Annotated in this window: 24 protein-coding genes and 2 pseudogenes; 7 read left to right on the top strand and 19 right to left on the bottom strand. The window is 60.0% G+C overall.

The window, feature by feature from the left end; genetic code table 11:
- Positions 1–5: 5 nt before the first annotated feature.
- Positions 6–161: a heme exporter protein CcmD gene (locus QA646_RS29795; RefSeq protein WP_283061192.1), complete on the top strand. Its 156-nt coding sequence runs from the start codon at positions 6–8 to the stop codon at positions 159–161.
- Positions 162–299: 138 nt separating this feature from the next.
- Here QA646_RS29795 and QA646_RS29790 read toward each other — a convergent pair whose 3' ends face one another.
- The 15 genes from QA646_RS29790 to ccoN all read right to left on the bottom strand — a co-directional run bounded on the left by QA646_RS29790 (position 300) and on the right by ccoN (position 14,436).
- Positions 300–980, bottom strand: coding sequence for a CBS domain-containing protein (locus QA646_RS29790; RefSeq protein ID WP_283061191.1), 681 nt, complete (start codon positions 978–980; stop codon positions 300–302).
- A 74-nt stretch (positions 981–1,054) separates the two neighbouring features.
- The gene (locus QA646_RS29785; RefSeq protein WP_283061238.1) at positions 1,055–1,525 is read right to left on the bottom strand and encodes a cytochrome c-type biogenesis protein; all 471 of its coding nucleotides are present in this window, start codon (positions 1,523–1,525) and stop codon (positions 1,055–1,057) included.
- 152 nt (positions 1,526–1,677) lie between these two features.
- Positions 1,678–3,666: a heme lyase CcmF/NrfE family subunit gene (locus tag QA646_RS29780; protein WP_283061190.1), complete on the bottom strand. Its 1,989-nt coding sequence runs from the start codon at positions 3,664–3,666 to the stop codon at positions 1,678–1,680.
- Positions 3,663–4,112 carry a cytochrome c maturation protein CcmE gene (ccmE, locus tag QA646_RS29775; RefSeq protein ID WP_028750825.1) on the bottom strand — a complete coding sequence of 150 codons (450 nt, stop codon included), beginning with the start codon at positions 4,110–4,112 and terminating at the stop codon, positions 3,663–3,665. The genes QA646_RS29780 and ccmE overlap by 4 nt, the downstream gene beginning before the upstream one ends.
- Entirely contained in the window at positions 4,109–5,260 is a 1,152-nt protein-coding gene (gene ccmI / locus QA646_RS29770) for a c-type cytochrome biogenesis protein CcmI (protein WP_283061188.1), read from the bottom strand. The genes ccmE and ccmI overlap by 4 nt, the downstream gene beginning before the upstream one ends.
- 135 nt (positions 5,261–5,395) lie before the next feature.
- On the bottom strand, positions 5,396–6,013 hold the full coding sequence (locus QA646_RS29765) for a Crp/Fnr family transcriptional regulator (protein ID WP_283061186.1): 618 nt from the start codon (positions 6,011–6,013) through the stop codon (positions 5,396–5,398).
- Between the two features lie 51 nt (positions 6,014–6,064).
- On the bottom strand, positions 6,065–6,223 hold the full coding sequence (ccoS, locus tag QA646_RS29760; RefSeq protein WP_283061185.1) for a cbb3-type cytochrome oxidase assembly protein CcoS: 159 nt from the start codon (positions 6,221–6,223) through the stop codon (positions 6,065–6,067).
- Positions 6,220–8,505 carry a cation-translocating P-type ATPase gene (locus QA646_RS29755; RefSeq protein ID WP_283061184.1) on the bottom strand — a complete coding sequence of 762 codons (2,286 nt, stop codon included), beginning with the start codon at positions 8,503–8,505 and terminating at the stop codon, positions 6,220–6,222. Before QA646_RS29755 ends, ccoS begins: the two co-directional genes overlap by 4 nt.
- Positions 8,502–8,987 carry a FixH family protein gene (locus QA646_RS29750; protein WP_283061183.1) on the bottom strand — a complete coding sequence of 162 codons (486 nt, stop codon included), beginning with the start codon at positions 8,985–8,987 and terminating at the stop codon, positions 8,502–8,504. The genes QA646_RS29755 and QA646_RS29750 overlap by 4 nt, the downstream gene beginning before the upstream one ends.
- The gene (gene ccoG, locus QA646_RS29745; protein ID WP_283061182.1) at positions 8,984–10,552 is read right to left on the bottom strand and encodes a cytochrome c oxidase accessory protein CcoG; all 1,569 of its coding nucleotides are present in this window, start codon (positions 10,550–10,552) and stop codon (positions 8,984–8,986) included. The genes QA646_RS29750 and ccoG overlap by 4 nt, the downstream gene beginning before the upstream one ends.
- A gap of 295 nt (positions 10,553–10,847) precedes the next feature.
- A complete protein-coding gene (locus QA646_RS29740) occupies positions 10,848–11,033 on the bottom strand; it encodes a hypothetical protein (protein WP_283061181.1) in 186 nt (61 codons plus the stop codon).
- 9 nt (positions 11,034–11,042) lie between these two features.
- Entirely contained in the window at positions 11,043–11,906 is an 864-nt protein-coding gene (ccoP, locus tag QA646_RS29735) for a cytochrome-c oxidase, cbb3-type subunit III (protein ID WP_283061180.1), read from the bottom strand.
- Position 11,907: 1 nt separating this feature from the next.
- Positions 11,908–12,060 carry a cbb3-type cytochrome c oxidase subunit 3 gene (locus QA646_RS29730; protein WP_283061179.1) on the bottom strand — a complete coding sequence of 51 codons (153 nt, stop codon included), beginning with the start codon at positions 12,058–12,060 and terminating at the stop codon, positions 11,908–11,910.
- 9 nt (positions 12,061–12,069) lie between these two features.
- Positions 12,070–12,804: a cytochrome-c oxidase, cbb3-type subunit II gene (gene ccoO, locus QA646_RS29725; RefSeq protein WP_283061178.1), complete on the bottom strand. Its 735-nt coding sequence runs from the start codon at positions 12,802–12,804 to the stop codon at positions 12,070–12,072.
- Between the two features lie 9 nt (positions 12,805–12,813).
- Positions 12,814–14,436 carry a cytochrome-c oxidase, cbb3-type subunit I gene (gene ccoN / locus QA646_RS29720; protein WP_283061177.1) on the bottom strand — a complete coding sequence of 541 codons (1,623 nt, stop codon included), beginning with the start codon at positions 14,434–14,436 and terminating at the stop codon, positions 12,814–12,816.
- Between the two features lie 236 nt (positions 14,437–14,672).
- Between ccoN and QA646_RS29715 the strand changes: the two genes are divergently transcribed.
- The 3 genes from QA646_RS29715 to QA646_RS29705 all read left to right on the top strand — a co-directional run bounded on the left by QA646_RS29715 (position 14,673) and on the right by QA646_RS29705 (position 18,072).
- A complete protein-coding gene (locus tag QA646_RS29715; RefSeq protein WP_283061176.1) occupies positions 14,673–15,404 on the top strand; it encodes a helix-turn-helix domain-containing protein in 732 nt (243 codons plus the stop codon).
- A 22-nt stretch (positions 15,405–15,426) separates the two neighbouring features.
- Positions 15,427–17,349: a PAS domain-containing sensor histidine kinase gene (locus tag QA646_RS29710; RefSeq protein WP_283061237.1), complete on the top strand. Its 1,923-nt coding sequence runs from the start codon at positions 15,427–15,429 to the stop codon at positions 17,347–17,349.
- A gap of 279 nt (positions 17,350–17,628) precedes the next feature.
- The gene (locus QA646_RS29705; protein WP_283061175.1) at positions 17,629–18,072 is read left to right on the top strand and encodes a pseudoazurin; all 444 of its coding nucleotides are present in this window, start codon (positions 17,629–17,631) and stop codon (positions 18,070–18,072) included.
- 509 nt (positions 18,073–18,581) lie between these two features.
- Here QA646_RS29705 and QA646_RS29700 read toward each other — a convergent pair.
- From QA646_RS29700 to QA646_RS29685, 4 genes and pseudogenes are all read right to left on the bottom strand, one after another.
- Positions 18,582–18,713 (bottom strand): annotated as a pseudogene (locus QA646_RS29700) (cytochrome b); the annotation flags it as partial.
- A 10-nt stretch (positions 18,714–18,723) separates the two neighbouring features.
- Positions 18,724–19,035, bottom strand: a pseudogene (gene petA / locus QA646_RS29695) (ubiquinol-cytochrome c reductase iron-sulfur subunit); the annotation flags it as partial.
- A gap of 81 nt (positions 19,036–19,116) precedes the next feature.
- Entirely contained in the window at positions 19,117–19,602 is a 486-nt protein-coding gene (locus QA646_RS29690) for a hypothetical protein (protein ID WP_283061174.1), read from the bottom strand.
- 2 nt (positions 19,603–19,604) lie between these two features.
- Complete coding sequence (locus tag QA646_RS29685) at positions 19,605–19,760, bottom strand: hypothetical protein (RefSeq protein WP_283061173.1); 156 nt, start codon at positions 19,758–19,760, stop codon at positions 19,605–19,607.
- A gap of 189 nt (positions 19,761–19,949) precedes the next feature.
- Between QA646_RS29685 and QA646_RS29680 the strand changes: the two genes are divergently transcribed.
- The 3 genes from QA646_RS29680 (at position 19,950) to QA646_RS29670 (ending at position 21,384) form a co-directional block, all read left to right on the top strand.
- Positions 19,950–20,495, top strand: coding sequence for a cytochrome c oxidase subunit 3 (locus QA646_RS29680; protein WP_283061172.1), 546 nt, complete (start codon positions 19,950–19,952; stop codon positions 20,493–20,495).
- The gene (locus QA646_RS29675) at positions 20,492–20,779 is read left to right on the top strand and encodes a cytochrome C oxidase subunit IV family protein (protein WP_283061171.1); all 288 of its coding nucleotides are present in this window, start codon (positions 20,492–20,494) and stop codon (positions 20,777–20,779) included. The genes QA646_RS29680 and QA646_RS29675 overlap by 4 nt, the downstream gene beginning before the upstream one ends.
- Before the next feature lie 152 nt (positions 20,780–20,931).
- Entirely contained in the window at positions 20,932–21,384 is a 453-nt protein-coding gene (locus QA646_RS29670; protein WP_283061170.1) for a cytochrome c, read from the top strand.
- Positions 21,385–21,397 lie beyond the last annotated feature (13 nt).

The following is a 21,397-nucleotide window of genomic DNA, read 5'->3' as shown; positions in this document are numbered from 1 at the left end:
CTGAAATGGATCAGCTTCAATACGTGTCCGCGGCTTATTTCATCGCGTTCCTCGTCACGACGGCAATCGCTCTTAAAATCTGGCTGGACGGCAACAGCTATCGCCGTCAGGTCGAGGCGCTCGTCAGGATCCGCAGTAAGCAGTCTCCTAGAGATCGATAGAATGCGACCCTGTTTCCGAACCCCGCATGTCGCTTCCGATACCCGCTAGGTCCGGGAGCGGCCAATCGCCGAAGACGCTTCGATTCCCGTTGATCTGAATGCCGAATTTTCATTAGTGCTTTGGCAGCGGTGTGCGCGTTACCGAACTTCGGTGGTAGAGAGACTTCCGACGGCAAGCCGGTCGTGATAGACGCCGATCCCTACGCTTTCGATTAGCGTGTGAACAGCTTTCCTCGCCAGTTCCGACTCGACATGGCCATCAAGGGTCACCTCCCCACCCTTGACGGAAACCTGCACCTTCTGCGGTGTAAGACCGAGCTCCGATCTTAGGCGGGTGCGCACCGCGATCCTGACGGCTTCATCGTCCCGAGGCAGCGTCGTTGCCGGGGCATCTAAGATCAGGCCGAGAATATCGCGCCGGCTGACGATCCCGACCAGACGGCCATCTTGGACGATCGGCAAACGCTTGATCCGATGCGCCTGCAGGCTTTCCGCGATCTCGGATACCTCGCTGTCGGGCCGAGCAACAATCACGTCCTGCGACATGACATCGGCCACGCACCATCCATGGCTGCCGATATATCGTTGAAGATCGGTCTCCGAAATCGCGTCAGGCGACCGCGCCATCCGAGGCATCGCTCGAATCTCGCGCCGTAGCAGCAGGTCGCCCTCCGTCAGCATCCCGCAGATGCGACCCTCGTCATCAACGACGGGGAGGCCGCTCACATTGTTCTGGATTAATATCGCAGCCGCTCGGCGCACGCTGACCGCCGGGCTGATCGAAACCACATTCCGGGTCATTATATCTTTGGCCAGCATGCCCCGTCTCCTCGCGCGTCATAGACTGTGTTTGCTTACTCTAGCGGGAGGCGGCGTCGACGCTTTGATCTCGATCAACCGGCGTAGCGGTCGCCAGCCTCGGCCAGTAATTTCTCAAGCTTCGAGCGTTCGTCGTCCGTGAGCTTGGCATGTGGCGGAATCCGCCTCCGTGTCGATCGCGCGACGACGACGGGCACCATCGAACATCCGAGAAGCAAGATCGGCGATGCCCAAAGCAGAAGCGTGGTCCATTCCAGTCGCGGCTTGAGCAAAACAAACTCGCCGTAGCGTGATACGATATAATCGAGCACCTGCTGATCGGTATCGCCGTTGAGGAGGCGCTTGCGTACCAGCAGGCGCAGATCGCGGGCAAGATCGGCATTGGAATCGTCGATCGACTGGTTCTGGCAAACCATGCAGCGCAATTCGGCCGAGATCGTCCGCGCCCTTGTTTCGAGGGTCTTGTCGGGCAGCACCTCATCGGGATTGACGGCAAAGGCTGAGATCGGAGCTAGCAAGAGGACGAAGAGGATGAGCAGGCGCATAAGCGCTTTTACCTTCTCCCCGGCGGGGAGAAGGTCGCGCGCAGCGCGGGTTGAGGGGGCGTTATAGACGCTGTTGCCGTGTGGAGAGCCCCCCTCATCCGCCCTTCGGGCACCTTCTCCCCGAGGGGAGAAGGGGATGTCGCTATACCCGCTCACTCCGCCGCCTCCATTGCCGGACGGACCGGAGTTGCCCTGCGGCTCGGCGCGCCGATGCGCAGGCGGCGGTCGCTGAGCGAGACGAAGCCGCCCAGTGCCATGACGATGGCGCCGCCCCAGATGCAGATGATGAACGGCTTCCACCAGATGCGCACCACAATGCCGCCATCCTTGCTGGGATCGCCGAGCGAGACGTAAAGCTGGTTAAGGCCGAGCGTCAGAATGCCGGCCTCGGTCGTGGCGGTGCGGCCGGCGGTGAAGAGCCGCTTGGCGGATGAGACATTGGCAACAGTGACGCCGCCGCGGCTGACCGTAAACTGGGCGCGATCCTCGGTGTAGTTCGGACCGACACCCGGCTGGATTCCGTCGAAGCGCAGCGTATACCCACCAAGCTCGGCCGTGCCGCCCGGCTTCATCTCAGTGATGTTTTCCAACTGGAATGTCGTGACCGCGACGATGCCGAGCACGGTGATGCCGAGCCCGGCATGGGCGAGCGCCGTCCCGAACGCCGAACGCGGCAGACCGGTCAGACGCCGCCACGCGACATGCCCTGCCACCTTGCCGATCCCCGTGCGATACCAGAGATCGGTGACGGCGCCGAAGAGCAGGAAGAAGCCGGCGGCCAGGCCGAAGACGGCAAGCACCGGTCCGCCATGGCGCATGTAGAACAGGACCAGACCTGCGACCAGGGCAAGGCCGGCGGCGACATAGAGCCGCTGCAGCACGCCGAGCAGATCGCCGCGCTTCCAGGCAAGCAGCGGCCCGAAGGGAACCGCAATCAGGATCGGCGTCATCAGCAGTCCGAATGTCATGTTGAAGAAGGGCGGCCCGACGGAAATCTTGTCGCCGGTCAGCGTCTCCAGCGCCAGCGGATAAAGCGTGCCCGTCAGCACCGTGCCGCAGGCAACCGTCAGGATGAGGTTGTTCAGCACCAGCGATCCCTCACGCGAGATCGGCGCGAACAGGCCGCCGGCGGCAAGCCGCGGAGCGCGGAAGGCAAACAGCGTCAGGGCGCCGCCGATGAAGAACAACAGGATGCACAGGATGAAGACGCCGCGCGTCGGATCACTGGCAAAGGCATGCACAGAAGTCAGCACGCCGGAGCGCACCAGGAAGGTGCCCATCAGCGACAGCGAAAAGGTCAGGATCGCCAGCAGCACCGTCCAGATCTTCAGAGCATCGCGCTTTTCCATGACGAGCGCCGAATGCAGGAGTGCCGTGCCGGCAAGCCACGGCATGAAGGAGGCGTTCTCCACCGGGTCCCAGAACCACCAGCCGCCCCAGCCGAGTTCGTAATAGGCCCAGTAAGAGCCCATGGCGATGCCGAGCGTCAGAAAGGTCCAGGCCGCCAGCGTCCAGGGGCGAACCCAGCGCGCCCAGGCGGCATCGATACGGCCCTCGAGCAAAGCGGCGACGGCGAAGGAAAAGCAGACCGAGAAGCCGACATAGCCGAGATAAAGCAGCGGCGGATGGATCGCCAGGCCGATATCCTGCAGCACCGGATTGAGGTCCTTGCCTTCGGCAGGCGCCGGATTGAGACGGAGAAACGGATTGGAGGTCAAAAGGATGAAGATCAGAAAGGCGGCCGAAATCCAGGACTGCACCGCGAGCACGTTGGCGCGCAACGTATCCGGTAGATTGCGCCCGAACAGCGCCACTAGGGCGCTGAATAGCACCAGGATTAGCAGCCAGAGCATCATCGATCCTTCGTGATTGCCCCAGACGCCGGAAATCTTGAAGATCAGCGGCATCAGCGAATGGGAATTCTCCCAGACGTTCAGTACCGAAAAATCGGAGACGACATAGGCATAGGTCAAAACGCCGAAGGAAAAGGCAACCAGCGCGAACATGACGACGGCGCCGACCGGCGCGATGTCCATCATCGACAATTCTCCCCGCCGTGCGCCGATGACCGGGATGATCGAGACGATGATCGCGGTCGCGAGCGCCAGCACCAGCGCATAGTGTCCGAGCTCGATGATCATTGGCTTGCTTCCTCGCCTTTCCAGACGCCGTCCGCCTTCAGCTTGTCGGCGACTTCCTTCGGCATATAGCGCTCGTCATGCTTGGCAAGCACACTGTCGGCAACAAAGACGTCGCTGCCGGGCTCGAATCTGCCTTCGGTGACCACCCCCTGCCCCTCGCGAAAGAGATCCGGCAGGATACCATTATATTTGACTTTGATCGCATCGGTGCCGTCGGTGACGGAAAACTGAACCTGAGTTCCCTGGCCGCGCACCAGGCTGCCCTGACCGACGAGGCCGCCGAGGCGGATCAGCGTGCCGGCGCTGACCGGATTCTTGGCGAGGTCGGCCGGCATATAGAAATAAGCGACAGATTGGCTGAACGCGAAGAGAACGAGCAGCACGGCGGCGGCGATGAAGCTCATACCGCCGGCAATGACGGCCAGACGTTTCTGCTTGCGGGTCATTGCTGCGTCACCTCCGTCGGCAATCCAAGCTCCTTCGCCAGTGACAGAAGCTGCTTGCCTTCGTCGCCATCGGCTGGGAAGGACTGCAAGCCGCGCTTTAGCGCAGCCGCGGCGCGATCCTTGTCGTTCAGCACGGCATAGGAGCGGATCAGCCGCATCCATCCTTCGAAATTCTTCGGGTCTTCCCTAAGCTTGGCGTCGAGGCTCGCGACCATGCCGCGGATCATCTGCTGACGATCGCCAGCGTTCATCGCATCGGCGGCGGCAACCTGCTCGCTGGTCGGGTTTCCGGGCGCATTGGTATTGGCCGACCCTGCCGCCGCCATAGCGGCCGCGCCGCCGTTCTTGGCGATATGGTCATTGACGGCAACCATCCAGGGCGCATCGGGAGGCGATTGCTGCGCCAGCGCCTCGAAGGCCGTCTTTGCCTCCGCCGTCTTGCCGTCCTGCTCCAACGCAAGCGCGAGATAGAAGAGCGCACGGGGATTGTTCGGCTCAAGTTGCAGGATCTGCGCGAGAATCGTCCGGGTTTCGGCAGTCACCTTTCCACCGGCGAGAGCCATTGTCGTCTCCGACAATCCATCAAGCCTCGCAACATTGGGACCAAGGATTCGAATGACGTTTCGATAGGCAGTTTCAGCCTGGTCGACGCGGCCCATTTCCAAATAAACTGGAGCGACGACGTCCCAGCCTTTCCCATCATCGGGAAAGAGCCGCAGATGATCTTCGATCTTCCGGACCAGAATCGGGGTGTCCTCGCCGGGATTTCTCAGCCGCTCCTCTAGTGGTTTGGATGGAAGCTCCGGCGAGCCTAGAGCGGTGTAGATACCGACGCTGACAAGCGGCAGGAAGACCACGACGATCAGCTTCCACCACCTGTGCGACCTCGCTGTCGTCGGCGCCTCGGCTCGATCGCGCTCGGCCGCCTTCAAAAGACGTCTGGCCGTCTCCGCCTTCGTGATTTCATACTCGTTCGCCGAAATCCGGCCGAGCCCAAACTCCCTCTCGAGTTCCTGCAATTGATCGCGATAGACGGCGGTCGCGTCCACTGAAACCGCCATGGATGGTATCCGGCCCGAGGATAGCGGATGTAACAATGCCGCCGTTGTTGCCGTCGTAACGACCGCGAATAGTATCCAAATCATCATAGGTGGAGGCGCCTTTCTTCGTCCGCACCTTATCTTCCCTCGGCGGGCCGACATTGATCGGGATCAAATATTCGGTGACGAACCTACCCTACCCGCCCGATGTCGAGCAGCGAAAGATTCCAAATTTGGAGCAGCTCAGCAGATTGAGCGCAGCATTTCGACGTTGTCGATCCGCACGTTTTTTCCCGCCACGACGACGCCGACGTCCGAAAGCGCGGAGAATGCCCGCGAGAGAGCCTCCGGTGCCAATCCGAGCTTTCCGGCAAGAATTCGCTTGCGATACGGCAAGCGGAACGCCGCCTGCGTTGCGGACCCCGGACAATGCCGCAGGAAGTAGTTTGCCATCCGCTGGGCTGCCGTCTGAGACCGATCACCCGCGATGCACTCGAAGGCCTCCACCAGATGCCGCGAGGCAATCCGCATCAAGTTCAACAGCACGCCCGGATGTTCCGCGATAAGAACGCGAAGCTGGAAGAGATCGATCGCGGCGACCTCGGCAGAGTCCGTCGCCCATGCGGTGAGCGCATGCGAGCGACCTCCCGGGATAAGATATTCGGCGAAGACGTCTCCAGGTTCGCAGATGCCGACGTCGGTCTCGCCACCGCTCGCTTTACCCCTCGTCAGCCGCACAATGCCGGTCACGACGTAGAAGACATGGAGGGCGTCCTCGCCTTCCGAGACGACGCATTCATTCGGACCGAACGTCCAGAATTCCACCAGCGAAAGAAGGCTTTCTACGGCGTGCTCGTTCAACCCCTCGCAGAGCGAGGATTTGTAAGCATCGAACTGCCCCCCAAACGACGGCTATGGTTTCGGTGGGTCGGTTTCGTCATCCGCGAGTATCCTCCATGCGGCGCCCTGCAGATCATCGTACTGACCGCTTTTGAGCGACCAGAGAAACGCGGCCAACCCCATGCCACCCATGAACAGCGCGATCGGGATCAAGTAGATCAGCATATTCATGCGAGCTTGGCCTCCCGGTTTCCGCCGCCCTCTCTTGGCATTTGCGACCAGCGGGCGTTTGCCAGCGCGCTAAGCCGCAGGGCGTTGGTCACGACGATCAGAGACGATGAGGACATTGCGACCGCGGCAATCAGCGGCGTGGCGAAGCCCGCGATCGCGATGGGAACCGCAAGCACGTTGTAGGCAATGGCCAAAGCAAAGTTCTGCCGGATGAGCATCGCCGCTCGCTGCGCGACTTGTATGGCTTCGGGGACCACGTCCAGCCGGTCGTTGAAAAACACCAGATCAGCCGCCTGGCGACCGATGTCCGAGGCGGTGGCGGGCGCCATCGAAACATGGGCGGCGGCCAGCGCCGGCGCATCGTTGATGCCGTCACCGACCATCAGAACGCGGCAGCCGCCGTCGCCAAGCGCCTTGCACTCCTCAACCTTTTGCGCAGGCGTCAGTCCGCCGATCGCCCGATCGATATGGAGCGTTCGCGCGGCATGATCCACCACGTTCTGCCGGTCGCCGGAAAGGATGACAGTTCCGAAGCCTGTGGCTTCGAGCCTGGCGACCGCCTCAGGCGCCCCTGGTCTTAGAGAGTCCTCGAAGAAAAACCGAGCAAGAACCACGTCGTTTCGTGAAAACACGACTTCTGAGAACGGCCCCTCGATTGCCGGATCCGCAGACGCGCCACCGGATGCGAACGAGGCACTGCCAAGTCTGTAGACATCGTCGCCGCGCCAACCCTCCAGGCCGCCGCCGGGGACTTCCGCTATCCGGTCGAACTCCATCGGAACCTGGCTCGAGCTTCGCGCTAGCGCCTGGGAGAGAGGGTGCCGCGAATGAGCCGCAAGCGCGGAGGCCGACAAGACATATGTCTCGCTGGCCGCCTCATGCGCCACAAGGCGGGGCGTCCCCATTGTCAGCGTACCGGTCTTGTCGAATGCCACGGTGTCGACTTCCGCCAGCCTTTCGAGTGCCGAGCCATCTTTGACCATTACGCCCTTGCGAAAAAGCTCCCCGGCCGCCACGACTTGAACGACCGGTACGGCAAGTCCCAAGGCGCAGGGGCAGGTGATGATCAGTACCGCGACGGCGACGAGCATGGCATGCTTCCAGTCACCTCCGGCAAAGCCCCAGGCCAGGAAAGACACCAAAGCGAGGAGATGCACCGCTGGAGAATAAAGCGCGGCGGCTCGATCGGCTATGCGCCGGTAGCGGGCTCGACCGCCCTCGGCCGCCTCCATCAGCACGATGATTTCGGCCAGCAGGGATTCTTTCGCCAGCTTCGTCGCCCGTATCACCAGCGAGCCCGTCAGGTTCATCGCCCCCGATCTTACATCTGCGCCCGCGGAAACCGCGACGGGACGGCTTTCGCCAGTGACGATGGAGAGATCGAGGTCGCCCTCACCCTCGACAACGACGCCGTCCACCGGAACGCGCTCACCCGCGAAAACCGCAATTTCGTCACCGACCGCGATTTCATCGACGGCGACATAGGTTCTCGTCCCATCCGGAAGGATTCGAAGCGCCCCGCGAGGCGCCAGCCTCGCCAGCCCATTGATCGCCGCACGGGCCTTTTCGCGCATCACGTGATCCAGCGTCCTTCCGATCAGCAGGAAGAACAGCAACGAGACCGATGCATCGAACCAGGCATGTTCGCCATGGTGGATGGTCTCCCAAACCGAGACAGCATAAGAGAGCGTTACGGCAAGAGAGATTGGAACGTCCATGTTGGTGCGGCCGCGGCTCAGCGCGTTCCACGCCGATCGAAAAAAGAACCGGCCGGCATAGATGAGCGCGGGAGCGGCGATCATCGCCGAGATCCAATGGAACAGATCGCGTGTCGCCGCGTCTGCTCCCGACCAGACCGATACCGACAGAAGCATGATATTCGTGGCCGCGAACCCCGAAACGCCTACAGCGAGCAGGAGCTGGTTCTTCATGCCATCATTTTCGGGGGCAAACGGCGTGAAGAGATGGGCCCGATAACCGGCAGCTTCGACGGCGGCCACGATTTCCGAAGGATCCGTCGCCCCCTGCGCCGTCTGCTCGGCGTAGACACAGGTCACCCTCTTCGAGGTGAGGTTGACCCTGGCCTTTCGCACATAAGGAAGCGCCGTCAAGGTTTTCTCGATCGTCGAGATGCAGCCACCACAATGCACATCCGGCGCGCTGAGGTCGAGCTGCCTCAAACCTCCGCCCAATGGCTGGCTGGCAAGGGTAATCTCCTCGGCGCTCAGATTGCTGCGGCTCATTGCCATCGCGGCCTCAGCACTCATCGTACAGCAGGTCATTGATCTGTCTCAGCGGTGTCGATGCGGACGGCCTGGTGCATGACGAGGGTCTCTCCTCGTTTCGCGACGATCTCGACGATCCAGTCGCCGGTGGCGACGTCGTGATCAGCTAGAAAGTGACCCTCGGAGAGCTTTTTGAGAGCGACGATGAAGTCCTCATGGTCTCCGACGGGCCTCTTGAAGTTGGCGGTAACGGCGTCGACTGCGGTCGGCGATCCGTTACGATCGCGGATGTCGTAATGGATCTCCCGGCCCTTGATCGAAAGGCTGCCCGCGATGCCGGATGCGGTCATCGCCTTCATCGCCGCAGCGTTCTTGTTGAATTCCTGGCTGGCGAGGTAGGTGTCGTTCACCACCAGGCCGCTCCAGGTCGACGATGCCAGCCATGCCATTGTAACATTGACGGTAATGATGACGCCGAAGAACGCGACGGTCGTCAGCAGCATGTGTCTGCCGGTGAACCCTTGGGCGCGAATGCTCATTTGACCTCTCCTGGTGCGTTGAATGCCGCGCGGTAAGTTGCTCTGTCTGAATGGTCGGCATCTTCGACCGAGAACAGGAATTCGTTGACGGCAACTCCGGTCTGTTTGCGGGTGACGAAGACTTTGAGGGTGTTGGCCACGTCGGGCGAGGCGTCGACAATGAAACTGCGGGTATCCTTTACGCCGAACTCAGGGATGCGCATGGTCGCGTCCTCCATCCCGATCAGCTTCAACTCGATCTTTCTGAGCCTCGGGAGCATGTTGAGAATTCGCAGCGTGTAACCGTTCCGGATCGACCCGTCGCTTTCGAGGACGTATTGCGGATTGCGATCGTGGAGGACGTTGAGCTCCAGGCGCTCGCGCATTGACAGATGGGCCAGCATGGCGAGGCCGATTGCAGACCAGACCACTGCATAGAAGACCACTCTCGGGCGGAAAATGATCCGCCAGTTGAAGTGGCGAACCACATCGACAAACGTGCCGTCCGCATTCCTCACCCTTGCCGGCTGGACAGGGGTCTTTCCGTCGTCCGTTGCAAGGGCCATGTTGGCCGAATATTCGCTAAGCGTTGCATATGCGATAAGGCCACGGGGCTTTCCGAGCTTGTCCATGACGCCGTCGCAGGCGTCGATGCAGAGGGCGCAGGTGATGCACTCCATCTGCTGGCCATCCCTGATGTCGATTCCCATCGGACAGACGGCCACGCAGGCGTTGCAGTCGACGCAGTCGCCGACGGCTTCGCCCATCGCCTGCGCCTTTTTGGTATGGCGTGAGCGCTGTTCGCCGCGCCAGTCGTTGTAGGTGACGACGAGCGAGTTCTCGTCGAGCATCGCCCCCTGAATGCGCGGCCACGGGCACATATAGGTGCAGACCTGTTCGCGCATCAGACCACCGAGAACATAGGTCGTCGAGGCCAGGATTGCGACGGTGGCATAGGCGACCGCGGGAGCCTCGCCGGCCAGGAGGCTATGCAGAAGCGTCGGTGCGTCGGCGAAATAGAATATCCATGCGCCGCCGGTCGCAACGCCGATAACGAGCCAGATGGAATGCTTGAGAACTCTCTTCCTGATCTTGTCGAAGCTCCAGGGGCCGGCATCGAGCTTCATCCTGGCGTTTCGATCCCCTTCGATCGCACGCTCCACGACCAGAAACAGGTCGACCCAGACGGTCTGCGGACAGGCGTAGCCGCACCAGGCGCGCCCGACAGCGGAGGTGACGAGAAAAAGGCCGAAGCCGGCCATCACCAGCAGGCCGGCGACGTAGTAGAACTCCTGCGGCCATATCTCGATGAAAAAGAAGAAGAAGCGCTTCGACGCGAGATCGACCAGAATGGCCTGGTCCGGCGCATAAGGTCCGCGATCCCACCGAATCCAGGGCGCGAGATAGTAGATGCCGAGCGTTATCAGCATCACGATCCATTTGAATCGACGGAAACGACCCTCGGCCCGCTTCGGAAACACCTTCTTGCGTGCAGCGTATAGCGGGCGCCTGTTTCTGCGCGCGTTGACGGGCTCCGCGTTGACCCGTTCGACTTCCTTTGGATCTGGTGCAGTATAGAGGTTCATGAGAATCGTCCGCTGTTCTTCCACCTCTTTTGCCAGCGTCCGAGGCGGCCATCCTTGATCCAGGTCAAGAAACAGACGATCAAAAAAGAGGCTGCGCCCGGGGAACCAAGACGCAGCCTTAAGGAGTCGTGCGGGATCTGGTTAGCAGCACGGGCGGGCTTCGTATTTGGCCGGCATCAAACAAAATCGATCCGGCGGACTCGCGCCTCTTAAAATGAGGCCACGCCCTGGTTACCGAGGCGTGACCCTGAGGATTGCAGAGAAAGAAGTTCCGGCGCCTTCCCCGCATTCAAATTTAGCGGCTTTCCGATTTATGATCTTTCAGCGAGGTCAAACTGACGACGGGATTTCCGATCTTCTCCGGATCGTCCTGATCGCAAGAGGGTGCCATCGCTTTTGCCCGGGCGGACACCCTCGAATGGACGACCGCGCGCGGTGTTCCGTAAAGCGCCAAAAGCGGGTTGTGTTCGCGATTGATCATGTAATCCCCCTATTTTCCGCCGCCCAGCGAGTGGACGAACACGGTCAATTCCTTGACGGTCGTGTCGCCAAGCCGGGCGGACCACGCGGGCATCACCCCGTGCTTCGGTGCGGTGACCTGGCGGATGATTGCGTCTTCCCCTTTGCCCTTGAGCCATATGGCGTCGGCAAGATTCGGCGCCCCGACTTCGAACTTGCCCTTCGCATCCTCTCCGTGACAGGCAGCGCAGTTATCCATGAATACCTGCTTGCCAGCCGAAGCCAGAGCCGGATCCGAAGGCGTATTCGTCAACCCCCAGACATAGGCCGCGACCTGGCGGATCTGGTTCTTGTCGAGCATTTCGCCGAAAGCCGGCATCTCGGACAGGTGCGTGTCCGAATCGGCGTCGTATCGAATGCCGTGTGAGATCGTCTTCTGTATCGAATCGAGATCTCCGCCCCAGAGCCAATCGTCATCGTTGAGATTGGGAAAGCCCGGCCCACCGCTCGCGCCCGAACCATGGCAGGGCGCGCAGTTCACCTTGAAGGCAGACGCGCCGCCGGCGACTGCGAATTCGCGGAGCTTCGGGTCGGTGTCAATCTCCTGGACGGTCTTCGCCGCGATCATGTCGTGGAACTTCATCTGAGCCGTCTTGGCCTGATCGAGATCCTGCTGGAGCGCTGCACGGCTCGAGAAATTCAGGTATCCCTTCGTGGCCGACGCGATCATCGGGATGGACGGATAGAGTATTGCGTATCCTATTGCCCAGACGATGGTTGCATAGAATGTCCATACCCACCATCGCGGCATGGGGTTGTTGAGTTCGCGGATTCCATCCCATTCGTGTCCGGTGGTTTCGACGCCGCTGAGTTCGTCTACATGCTTTCCCGACATCTCAGTCATCCTCCAAGGGTATGTTGGCGGCGGCGTCCGCGGCCTTCTTGCCACCGGGCCGCAGCGTGACGAGGATCGCGCCCACAAAGAAAGCGGTCATGGCCAGAAGACCCCAACTGTCGGCAAAGTGCCGCATTGCGTTGTACGTTTCCATTGCTTCACCTCATCGGTAGCCGGTGGCGTCGTCGTAGGTCGAAAAGTCGACCAACGTGCCGAGCATCTGCAGGTAGGCGACAAGCGCATCCATCTCGGTGAGCTTGGTTGGATCGCCATCGAAGTCGCCGGTTTTCGCTTTGGGATAGCGCTTGAGGAGGCTGGCCGTGTCCGCATTCGGGTCGGCCTGCGCCTTCATGTCCGCCTCGGCATTGGCGATCATATCGTCGGTGTAGGGGACACCCACGTCCTCGTTGGCTTTCAGATCCATCCCAACGTCCTTGACGGTCACCTCCTGATCCCGAAGGAAGGCGTAAGTCGGCATGATCGACTCAGGCACGACCGCTCTGGGATTCGAGAGGTGCTGGACGTGCCATTCGTTTGAATAGCGGCCTCCGACGCGGGCGAGATCCGGTCCCGTCCGCTTAGATCCCCACTGGAACGGGTGGTCGTACATCGACTCCGCGGCAAGCGAATAGTGCCCGTAACGCTCGACCTCGTCACGGAACGGTCGGATCATCTGGCTATGGCAGAGATAGCATCCTTCGCGGATGTAGATGTTGCGGCCGGCGAGTTCGAGGGGCGTGTAAGGGCGCATCCCCTCCACCTTCTCGATCGTGTTCTGGAGATAGAACAGCGGAGCGATCTCGACGATGCCGCCTATGCTGACCACGAGGAGCGAGCCCAGCAGAAGCAGCGTGGCGTTCTTCTCGAGGAACTGATGTTTGTCTAGTATCGATGCCATTTTTTCACCTCACTCGGCGGGCTGTGCCTGAGGCACGTAAGAGGTCGGAAGAGCAGCTTCGTTCCGCAGATGACCGCGGACCGTCATGAAGACGTTCCATGCCATGACCAGGCCCCCGGCCAGGTAGAGGCCGCCGCCGACGGCGCGCAGGACGTAGTATGGGAACATGGCGGCCACGGTTTCCGCGAAAGAGTAGACTAAGAAGCCCTGCGCATTGTATTCGCGCCACATCAGGCCCTGCTGGATGCCGGCGACCCATAGGACGGCGGCGTAGATAACGATGCCAAGAGTGGCGAGCCAGAAGTGCCAGTTGACCATGCGCAGGCTATAAAGGCGCTCCCGGCCCCACAGCTTCGGCGTCAGGTAGTAGATCGCGCCGAAGGTGATCATGCCGACCCATCCAAGCGCGCCGGAATGCACGTGACCAATGGTCCATTCAGTGTAGTGGCTGAGCGAGTTCACTGTCTTCACCGACATCATCGGACCTTCGAAGGTCGACATTCCGTAGAAGGCGAGCGCGACGATCATCATGCGGATGATTGGATCGGTCCGGATTTTGTCCCAGGCGCCCGAGAGTGTCATAAGGCCGTTGATCATGCCGCCCCACGACGGCATCCAGAGCATTACCGAGAAGACCATGCCGAGCGTCTGAGCCCAGTCGGGCAGCGCCGTATAGTGCAGATGGTGCGGACCGGCCCAGATGTACATGAAGATCAGAGCCCAGAAGTGGATGATCGAGAGCCGATACGAGTAGATCGGCCGATTGGCTTGCTTGGGGATGAAGTAGTACATCATGCCGAGGAAGCCGGCTGTCAGGAAGAACCCGACGGCGTTATGACCGTACCACCACTGGGTCAGCGCATCCTGGACACCGGAAAAAACCGAGTAGCTCTTCGTGCCGAGGAAAGAGACCGGAACCGCGAGGTTGTTCACGACGTGGAGCATCGCGATGGTGACGATGAAGCCGAGATAGAACCAGTTCGCGACGTAGATATGCGGCTCTTTGCGCTTCAGGATAGTCCCCAGGAACACGACCAGATAGGCGACCCAGACCATCGTAAGCCAGATGTCCTCGTACCATTCCGGCTCGGCATATTCGCGCGCCTGCGTGATTCCAAGGACGTAGCCGGTGGCCGCCATGACGATGAAAAGCTGATATCCCCAGAAGACGAACCAGGGCAGGCTGCCACCGAAGAGACGCGCGCGACAGGTGCGCTGGACGACATAGAAAGAGGTCATGATCAGACCGTTGCCACCGAACGCAAAGATCACTGCCGACGTGTGAACCGGCCGGAGCCTTCCGAAATTCAGATAGGGCGCGAAGTTCAGATTGGGAAACGCCAGTTGCAGCGCGATCACGAGACCGACAAGGAAACCGACGACGCCCCAGAAAACGGTTGCGATCAAGCCATACCGCACGACCTCGTCGAAATAGCCCGATGCCTCGACCTTCGGCACTTGGCCCGCCGGAGAAAAGTCGACCCGTCTAATGAGCAGGACTGTTCCGATGGTTAGGCAGAAGCAGATTATGCCCATATGGACGGCGAATAGATGGTCGTGCGCGAGCCCTGCCATCACCAGAGTCGCGAACGCTGCGATGGCGACCGCCATCGTCTCGACGGTATAGTTCATGGTGTCATCCCCAGTGCGCTGGCGACCGCGTGTCGGCCGGCTTCCCCGCACTCTGGGGAAGGACTGCCATGAAGCGTGCCGCAGCTCCTTGATTTAGATCAACGAAAAGCGCGCGGCCCCAGCTTCCGGGCTTGTTACAAACCGTTACACTTTCGCACGCTTTCGAACACGGCGCTCATTCTCTTGTGACGGGACCAGCATCTATTGCGGTCACAGTCAAACAAAGGGACGCAACGATGCTTATGCAGAGAAACCAAGCATTCGACCATGCGGAAATCGCGAACGAAGCGATTACAATCGGCCAGCAGCCGCTTGCATCAGTTTTTCAAACCGCGCCGACTGAGACAATGGAAGCTGGCAAGGCGCTCTGTTGGGAGGGCGATGCCGTGAAGCATTTCTTCCACATCCAGCAAGGCGTGGTTCGCCTGCATCGCATCATCGGCGAAGGGCGCCGGGCCGTCACCGGATTCCATTTCGCCGGCGATGTGATCGGCGCCTTCCTGCAGGACGATTTCCTCTTCACCGCCGAAGCGGTCACCGACTGTAAGATTCGCCGGATTTCACGCAAGAGCTTTCACGAGGAAGTCGCCCGCTCCGAATCGCTGCGGCCAGAATATATCAACCTACTGTGTCGCGAGACCATGGCCGCACACGACCAAATGGTTCTGCTCTCCAAGAAGAATGCCGAGGAACGCCTCTGCAGCTTTATCATAGCGATGGCAAACCGCCGCGGGACGACACAGAAGGGTCTCCTTCACATTCCGATGAACCGGCAGGACATCGCCGACTACCTTGGAATGACCATTGAGACCGTATCGCGCACCATCAGCAAGCTGGCATCGAGGAATGTCGTCGCCTCCGAAGGGCGGCACGACCTCAGAATCCTGAGCTTCTCGCGCCTTCAGCAACTATCCGGCAATGCTGATGATTTCTCGACGGAAACCTGTCATAGGATGAGTGTCCATTAACGTCTCGAAGAACATCGTGGCCATGCCTCATCGCCTCATTTCGCCTCGTACCGCATCGCCACAGGAACTGGATGCGCTGGTGCATGTGCTCGACGGGGCCGACATCATCGTCTACCGCCTTGAGGGAACCATCACGCATTGGTCGATCGGCAGCGAAAATCTTTATGGCTGGACCCGTGAGGAAGCCGTTGGAGAGAACGTCTACGATCTGCTCGCGACGCGTCCTTCGGAACCGGTGGACTCAATCCGTGCCCAGCTCCGGTCGCGTGGGTTTTGGCGCGGCGAGATCGTCCAGCGTCACAAAGCCGGCCACGATATCTTCATCGCCAGCCGGTGCGTGCTGGTGAACCTGCCGGACGGAGAGCCGGCGGTCATCCAGACCAACAGCGACGTCAGCGCTCTCAGAAAGGCGGAACAGGACGTCCGCGCTCGCGAGGCGCATTTGAGATCGATCCTCGACACCGTTCCAGACGCCATGGTCGTCATAGATCAGAAGGGCATCGTCATCTCCTTCAGCAAGGCTGCCGAACAGCTCTTCGGAATGTCGGCAGAGGAAATCTGCGGCCGCAACGTCAGCAATCTGATGCCGAATCCCTACCGATCCGCGCACGATGGCTATATCAGCCATTACCTCGATACGGGCGAGAAGCGAATCATCGGTTACGGGCGCGTCGTCACAGGCCAGCGGGCGGATGGCACGGAATTTCCGATGGAACTGCATGTCGGTGAAGCGACGGCTGATGGCGAGCGGATATTCACCGGTTTCGTGCGCGATCTGACCAGCCGCTTCAAAATCGAAGAAGACCTCCGTCAGGCCCAGAAGATGGAAGCGGTCGGACAATTGACCGGCGGCCTCGCCCACGACTTCAATAATCTCCTGACCGTTATCAGCGGAAATTTGGAGATGATCGAGGACAAGCTTCCGGAAGGCCGGCTCAAGGATCTTCTGCGGGAGGCACAGGCGGCGGCCGCGGATGGTGCGAAGCTGACAGGGCAATTACTAGCCTTCGGTCGACGCCAGCCTCTCAACCCCAAGCCAGCCGATCTTAGCCAACTCGTCACCGGTTTCTCCGACCTATTGCGCCGGACGCTCGGCGAGAACATCAAGCTCTCCACGGTTCTGTCCGGATCGGACTTCAACGTCCTTGTTGACCCGTCGCAGCTTCAAAATGCAATCCTGAACATTGCGCTCAACGCGCGTGACGCGATGCCGCGAGGCGGCAGCCTTACCACCGAAGTCTCACGCGTCCACCTCGATGCGGACTATGCAAAGATGTATCCCGAAGTCCGCAGTGGCAACTTTGTGCTTATTTCTATGACGGATACGGGCATCGGCATGAGCGCAGATGTGCAGAAGCGCGCCATGGAGCCGTTCTTCACGACCAAAGAGGTGGGATCGGGAACCGGCCTCGGCCTCAGCATGGTCTATGGCTTCGTCAAGCAGTCCGGCGGACACCTGCAGATCTACAGCGAGGTCGGACGGGGCACGACGATCCGGATCTACCTTCCAGCGGTAACCGGCACCCGGATTGGCGACGCTGGCGGAGCAACAAAGGCCGAGAGCGCCCTACGGGGCGGCCATGAACTGGTCCTCGTCGTCGAAGATGATCCTCGTGTCCGTCGTGTCGCCGTCGCGCGGCTTTCGGACATGGGATATTCGGTGCTTGAAGCAGAAAACGGCCATCGCGCACTCGATATCCTCAAGGAAAATGAGGAAATCGAACTACTCTTCACCGATATCGTAATGACCGGCGGCATGACGGGTGACGAGTTGGCGCGAGAGGCCCGCGAGATCAGGCCGGAAATCGCCGTCCTCTTCACCTCGGGATATTCGGAACCGGGGCTTGCCGAAAAGGATATCATTGCCGGGGCACAGTGGCTGCGGAAGCCCTATACGGCGCGCGAGCTGGCGTCCAGGGTCCGGGAACTTATCGAAGGGAAATGATCCGAACTAGAGGGTGTGTCTCGGCCTGGCGGTTGCGAGGCCAGCCAGGAACGATGTGCTCGTTGCACTGGAAGTCGTCTCCGTCACCATGACGCAACGCTTGCCGGCCCACGGGCGATTAAGGCAGCCTCGAACAATTCCGGACCCGCGAAACTCTTGAATCATTTCCAAAAAACTTAAATCCCTTCCCAAATTGACGAGCGTCAAAGAACGCACCGTCCATATCTCTTAGAAACGTTCTCGAGGCCAACGAGGCCCCATAGAATAGGAGATATCCAGATGCGTTTCAAAGTCGGTCTTATCGCTACAACGGCTGCCCTCATTGTATCGGCAGCTCCGTTGATGGCCGCCGATCATCAGATTCAATTGCTCAACAAGGGTGCCGACGGTGCGATGGCATTTGAGCCCGGCTTCATCAAGATCGCTCCCGGCGATACTGTCACCTTCGTTCCCACCGATAAGAGCCACAACGTCGAAACATATAAGGGTCTGATTCCTGACGGCGCCCCTGAGTTCAAATCCAAGCCCAGCGAGCAATTCCAGCAGAAGTTCGACGTAGCCGGCGATTATGTCGTGAAGTGCACGCCGCATGCCGGCATGGGCATGGTCGCGCTGATTCAGGTTGGCGACAATCCGGCGAACGTCTCTGCAATCAAGACTGCTCAGGTTCCTCCGATGATTCGCAAGCGGCTGGATGCCGATCTCGCCAAGGCCACTCCGTAACGAAACTCACGCGGGCGGCCCCTGCGCCAGCCCGTACAGGAACTGGAACTTAGACGAACCTGTGAGGCTCGTACGGGGCAGCCTCACATGGGGGGGAAGCGTCGGTCGGGGGGCACGGCCGACGCTTCTAAATCCAAAATCCGACTGCACCTCAAGGTCTCGATTGCGAGCAATACCGCGATCGCCAGTTGCCAAGTCGAATCCGCCGATGGTCAACCCGCCGGCGGATCGCTTGCGTTTGGTGCTGGAACTCTATCAAATGTCCCAGAGGATGCGGGGGAAGCCGCTTCCTTTGGGCCGATCAATCCATCTGGACGGTTCACGGCTTCTCGGTCCTCTTCGCCACCGAAGCCGTTTCACTTTCTAGCAAATATTGGTACCGTTCTCGCGCTGCTGTGATTTGCTCTGGCAACCTCACCAACGGAACGGTCACTCGCGAGAACAGCATGTCTATGATGCGCCCCGCTCCTGATGAGGAACGAGCCGCACCACCGATCACTTGCCCGCATATAGGCATAGTTCAGATTGCGCGGGACCGGATAGGCGATGAAACTGTCATACGTCATCCGAGGAAGGGGAAGTCGTGAATCGACCCACTTCTCAAGTTTGGTCGAAGGTTGATAGCTGGAATGCGCGCTCATGGATCCGTCCTCAGCCGATCTTTACAACCGTGTTTGACACGAACGCGTATGGCGGGATCGCCAAATTCTGAGGCGCCGGTCCCTTGCGGATGCGACCAGCGGTATCATAGACCGAACCGTGGGAGGGACAAAACAAGCCGCCATATTCCCCCGCCTGACCGAGCGGCACGCGGCCCAGATGTGTGCAAGAGCCGATCATGACGATCCAATTCTCCTCGCCCTGACCCGCCGAGCGCTCTGTGCCTGTAGCCGAGGCATTCACCGGCAGGTTGGCATTACTCGCGGTGGGATCCTTTAGCTCCCAAAGAGGCACGGCAGCAGCCGAGGCAGCGACCGAGCTTCGATCGCGTCCCCATGTACTCGGGGAGATATCGTCCAGTTTGACGCACTCAAAGCCCGGATATTAAGCGGCTTCGGTGGCGACGTCGGTCCGTTGAGCTAATGCCGCGGCCTCGAGCGCTTTACGGATTCGTTCGACGAGTTGTCGCTCCTCTTTGATGTGACTACGCATCGGGCAGAAGAACGAACGCAGCAAGTGCCCGACAGCATCCCACGAAAGCGGGCACTTGCCCTTCTTCAATGCGACAAGTACGTCCACCACGTCCTGCGCCGACTTGCGGCCGAACACCCGGCTCATCTTCATACGTTCGATCTCTTCGGCCATCTCTTCGCCTGTCATTATTAGAGAAAGGCGCGAAGCTATCTCCTGCTCCTCCCTATCGTAGGTGCTGTTCAGACAAGTGAGCAATCCTTTCGTGATCGTTTCGCAAAACCGATCATCGATGTGGCACGGCAGGAAGTCGGCCACCGCCTCCAGAAGATCGCACCAAGAAAGAAGCTGGTCATAGCAGCCTTCGAGGCCGTGAATGCCATTGCCTGAAAGTCGCATGTCTACCTCTGCATAAATAGGCTGGCCGCAATGGCGACCGCGGCCAGAACGGCGGAAACAACGCCCGTGCGTTGCAGAACGCCCATGCGGTAGAGCGCTAGCGCGAACACCACGATCACCGGAGTCGCTATCGATAGTCCAATCTGTGCGTCGGTCATTGGGCCTCCAATCTGGCGACCATAGGAGCGCTAGGCGGACGTTTCATTGCGATCGATCAAATAAACCGATCGGTTTCGGGAGCCCCGGCAGTCACGATCCACCAACTCTGGGTTCTCAGCAGTTGGCGACAATGTTCGTATTTGCGTTACGGCAAAGAAGGAAGCGGCGGATGGACATACCGCTCTTCCATGACCACGACAGCAACATCACAGCCGGCCGGGAACGTTGCGGACACCGACGAGGGAGACCTGCTCGTTTGGATACTCGCCTGGAGCGAGCTTGTGGCATTCGGCGCACTTCTCGCTGCATTCGTTGCCGCAGGGTGGCTCCATCCTGCCGATTTCGAAGCCGGAAGAGCGCATCTGCATCAGGGCATCCCTGTATTGAACACCATAGTTCTGCTGACAAGCGGCTGGCTTGCGGCCTCCGCCGCCTACCCGATCTCGCGAAGCAGACTTCAACTCTTCGGAGCCGCGGCGGGCGGCCTGCTCTTCGTCGTCATCAAACTATACGAATACCAGGTGGAGGGGATGTCGATCGTCGCGACCGACACTTTCACGCAGCTCTATCTGCTGCTGACAGGGTTCCACCTCGCGCATGTTTTCTTTGGATCCGTGATCCTGACGATCGTGGCATGTTTCCCCAACCGGCAAAACGCCCATCTCATCAGCACGCTCTGGCATGTCATCGATATCGTTTGGCTGGTGATGCTCCCCGTGGTGTATCTGATATGAAATTTCGCCGGAACAAGACAGCGCTCACGCAGACCTTCGCACTTCTCGTGCTTCTGACCGCCGGCGTCTTCGCGTCGTCGCGATATTTGACCGGAGCCATGCCCAAATATCTTCTCTCAGCCCTCATCGCCTCGATGATCGTAGCGAAGGTGAGACTGGTCGTGTTCGACTTTTTGGACCTTCGGAGAAGCCGCTCTCCCATTGGTCCGGCTCTAACTGCCTGGGCGGCGGCAATCCTGCTGCTTGCGCTCGCGAGGCCCCTGGCTCTCGCCGTCTGGCAATGAAGCGTCGATAACCAGCGACACGACCGCATTCGCCTGCGTGCTTGCGAATTAACAAAGACCCCTCCCCCGAATTCAAGCATGCAGAGGTCACGAGCAGATGGCTCGAACTACGACGTCACGGCGGTTCCGCCAATGACATGAAAGGGTGATCGATGGCTGAACGCCTGACAAAAACCGCGGCCCGCAACGTCTTTTACGGCGGTTCCGCCTTCTTCTTCGCAATCTTCGTGGGACTGACGGCCCACAGCCACTACTACATCCGCACCGTTGCCACCAACGAGGCGACGCTGACGGACGGCGTCGCCCGCGGGAAGCGGATCTGGGAGCGAAATTCCTGCATCAACTGCCACACGATCGATGGCGAAGGCGCCTACTTCGCGCCCGAACTTTCCAACGTGTGGATCCGCTGGGGCGGGGACAAGGATCCCGCCGGCGCCCGCGAGACGCTGCATGCATGGATGGCAGCTCAGCCATCCGGCATCGAGGGCCGCAGGCAGATGCCCCAGTCTAACTTGACGGACCAAGAAGTGAACGATCTCGCCGACTTCCTCGAATGGGTCAGCAAGACAAAGACGCAGAACTGGCCACCGAACCAGGCCGGCTGAGACGCGAGAGGAA

This window comes from Rhizobium sp. CB3090, assembly GCF_029714285.1.
GTDB lineage: Bacteria > Pseudomonadota > Alphaproteobacteria > Rhizobiales > Rhizobiaceae > Rhizobium.
The sequence above is the reverse complement of the archived record's forward strand: the minus strand, read 5'-3'. Positions and strand labels throughout refer to the sequence as shown.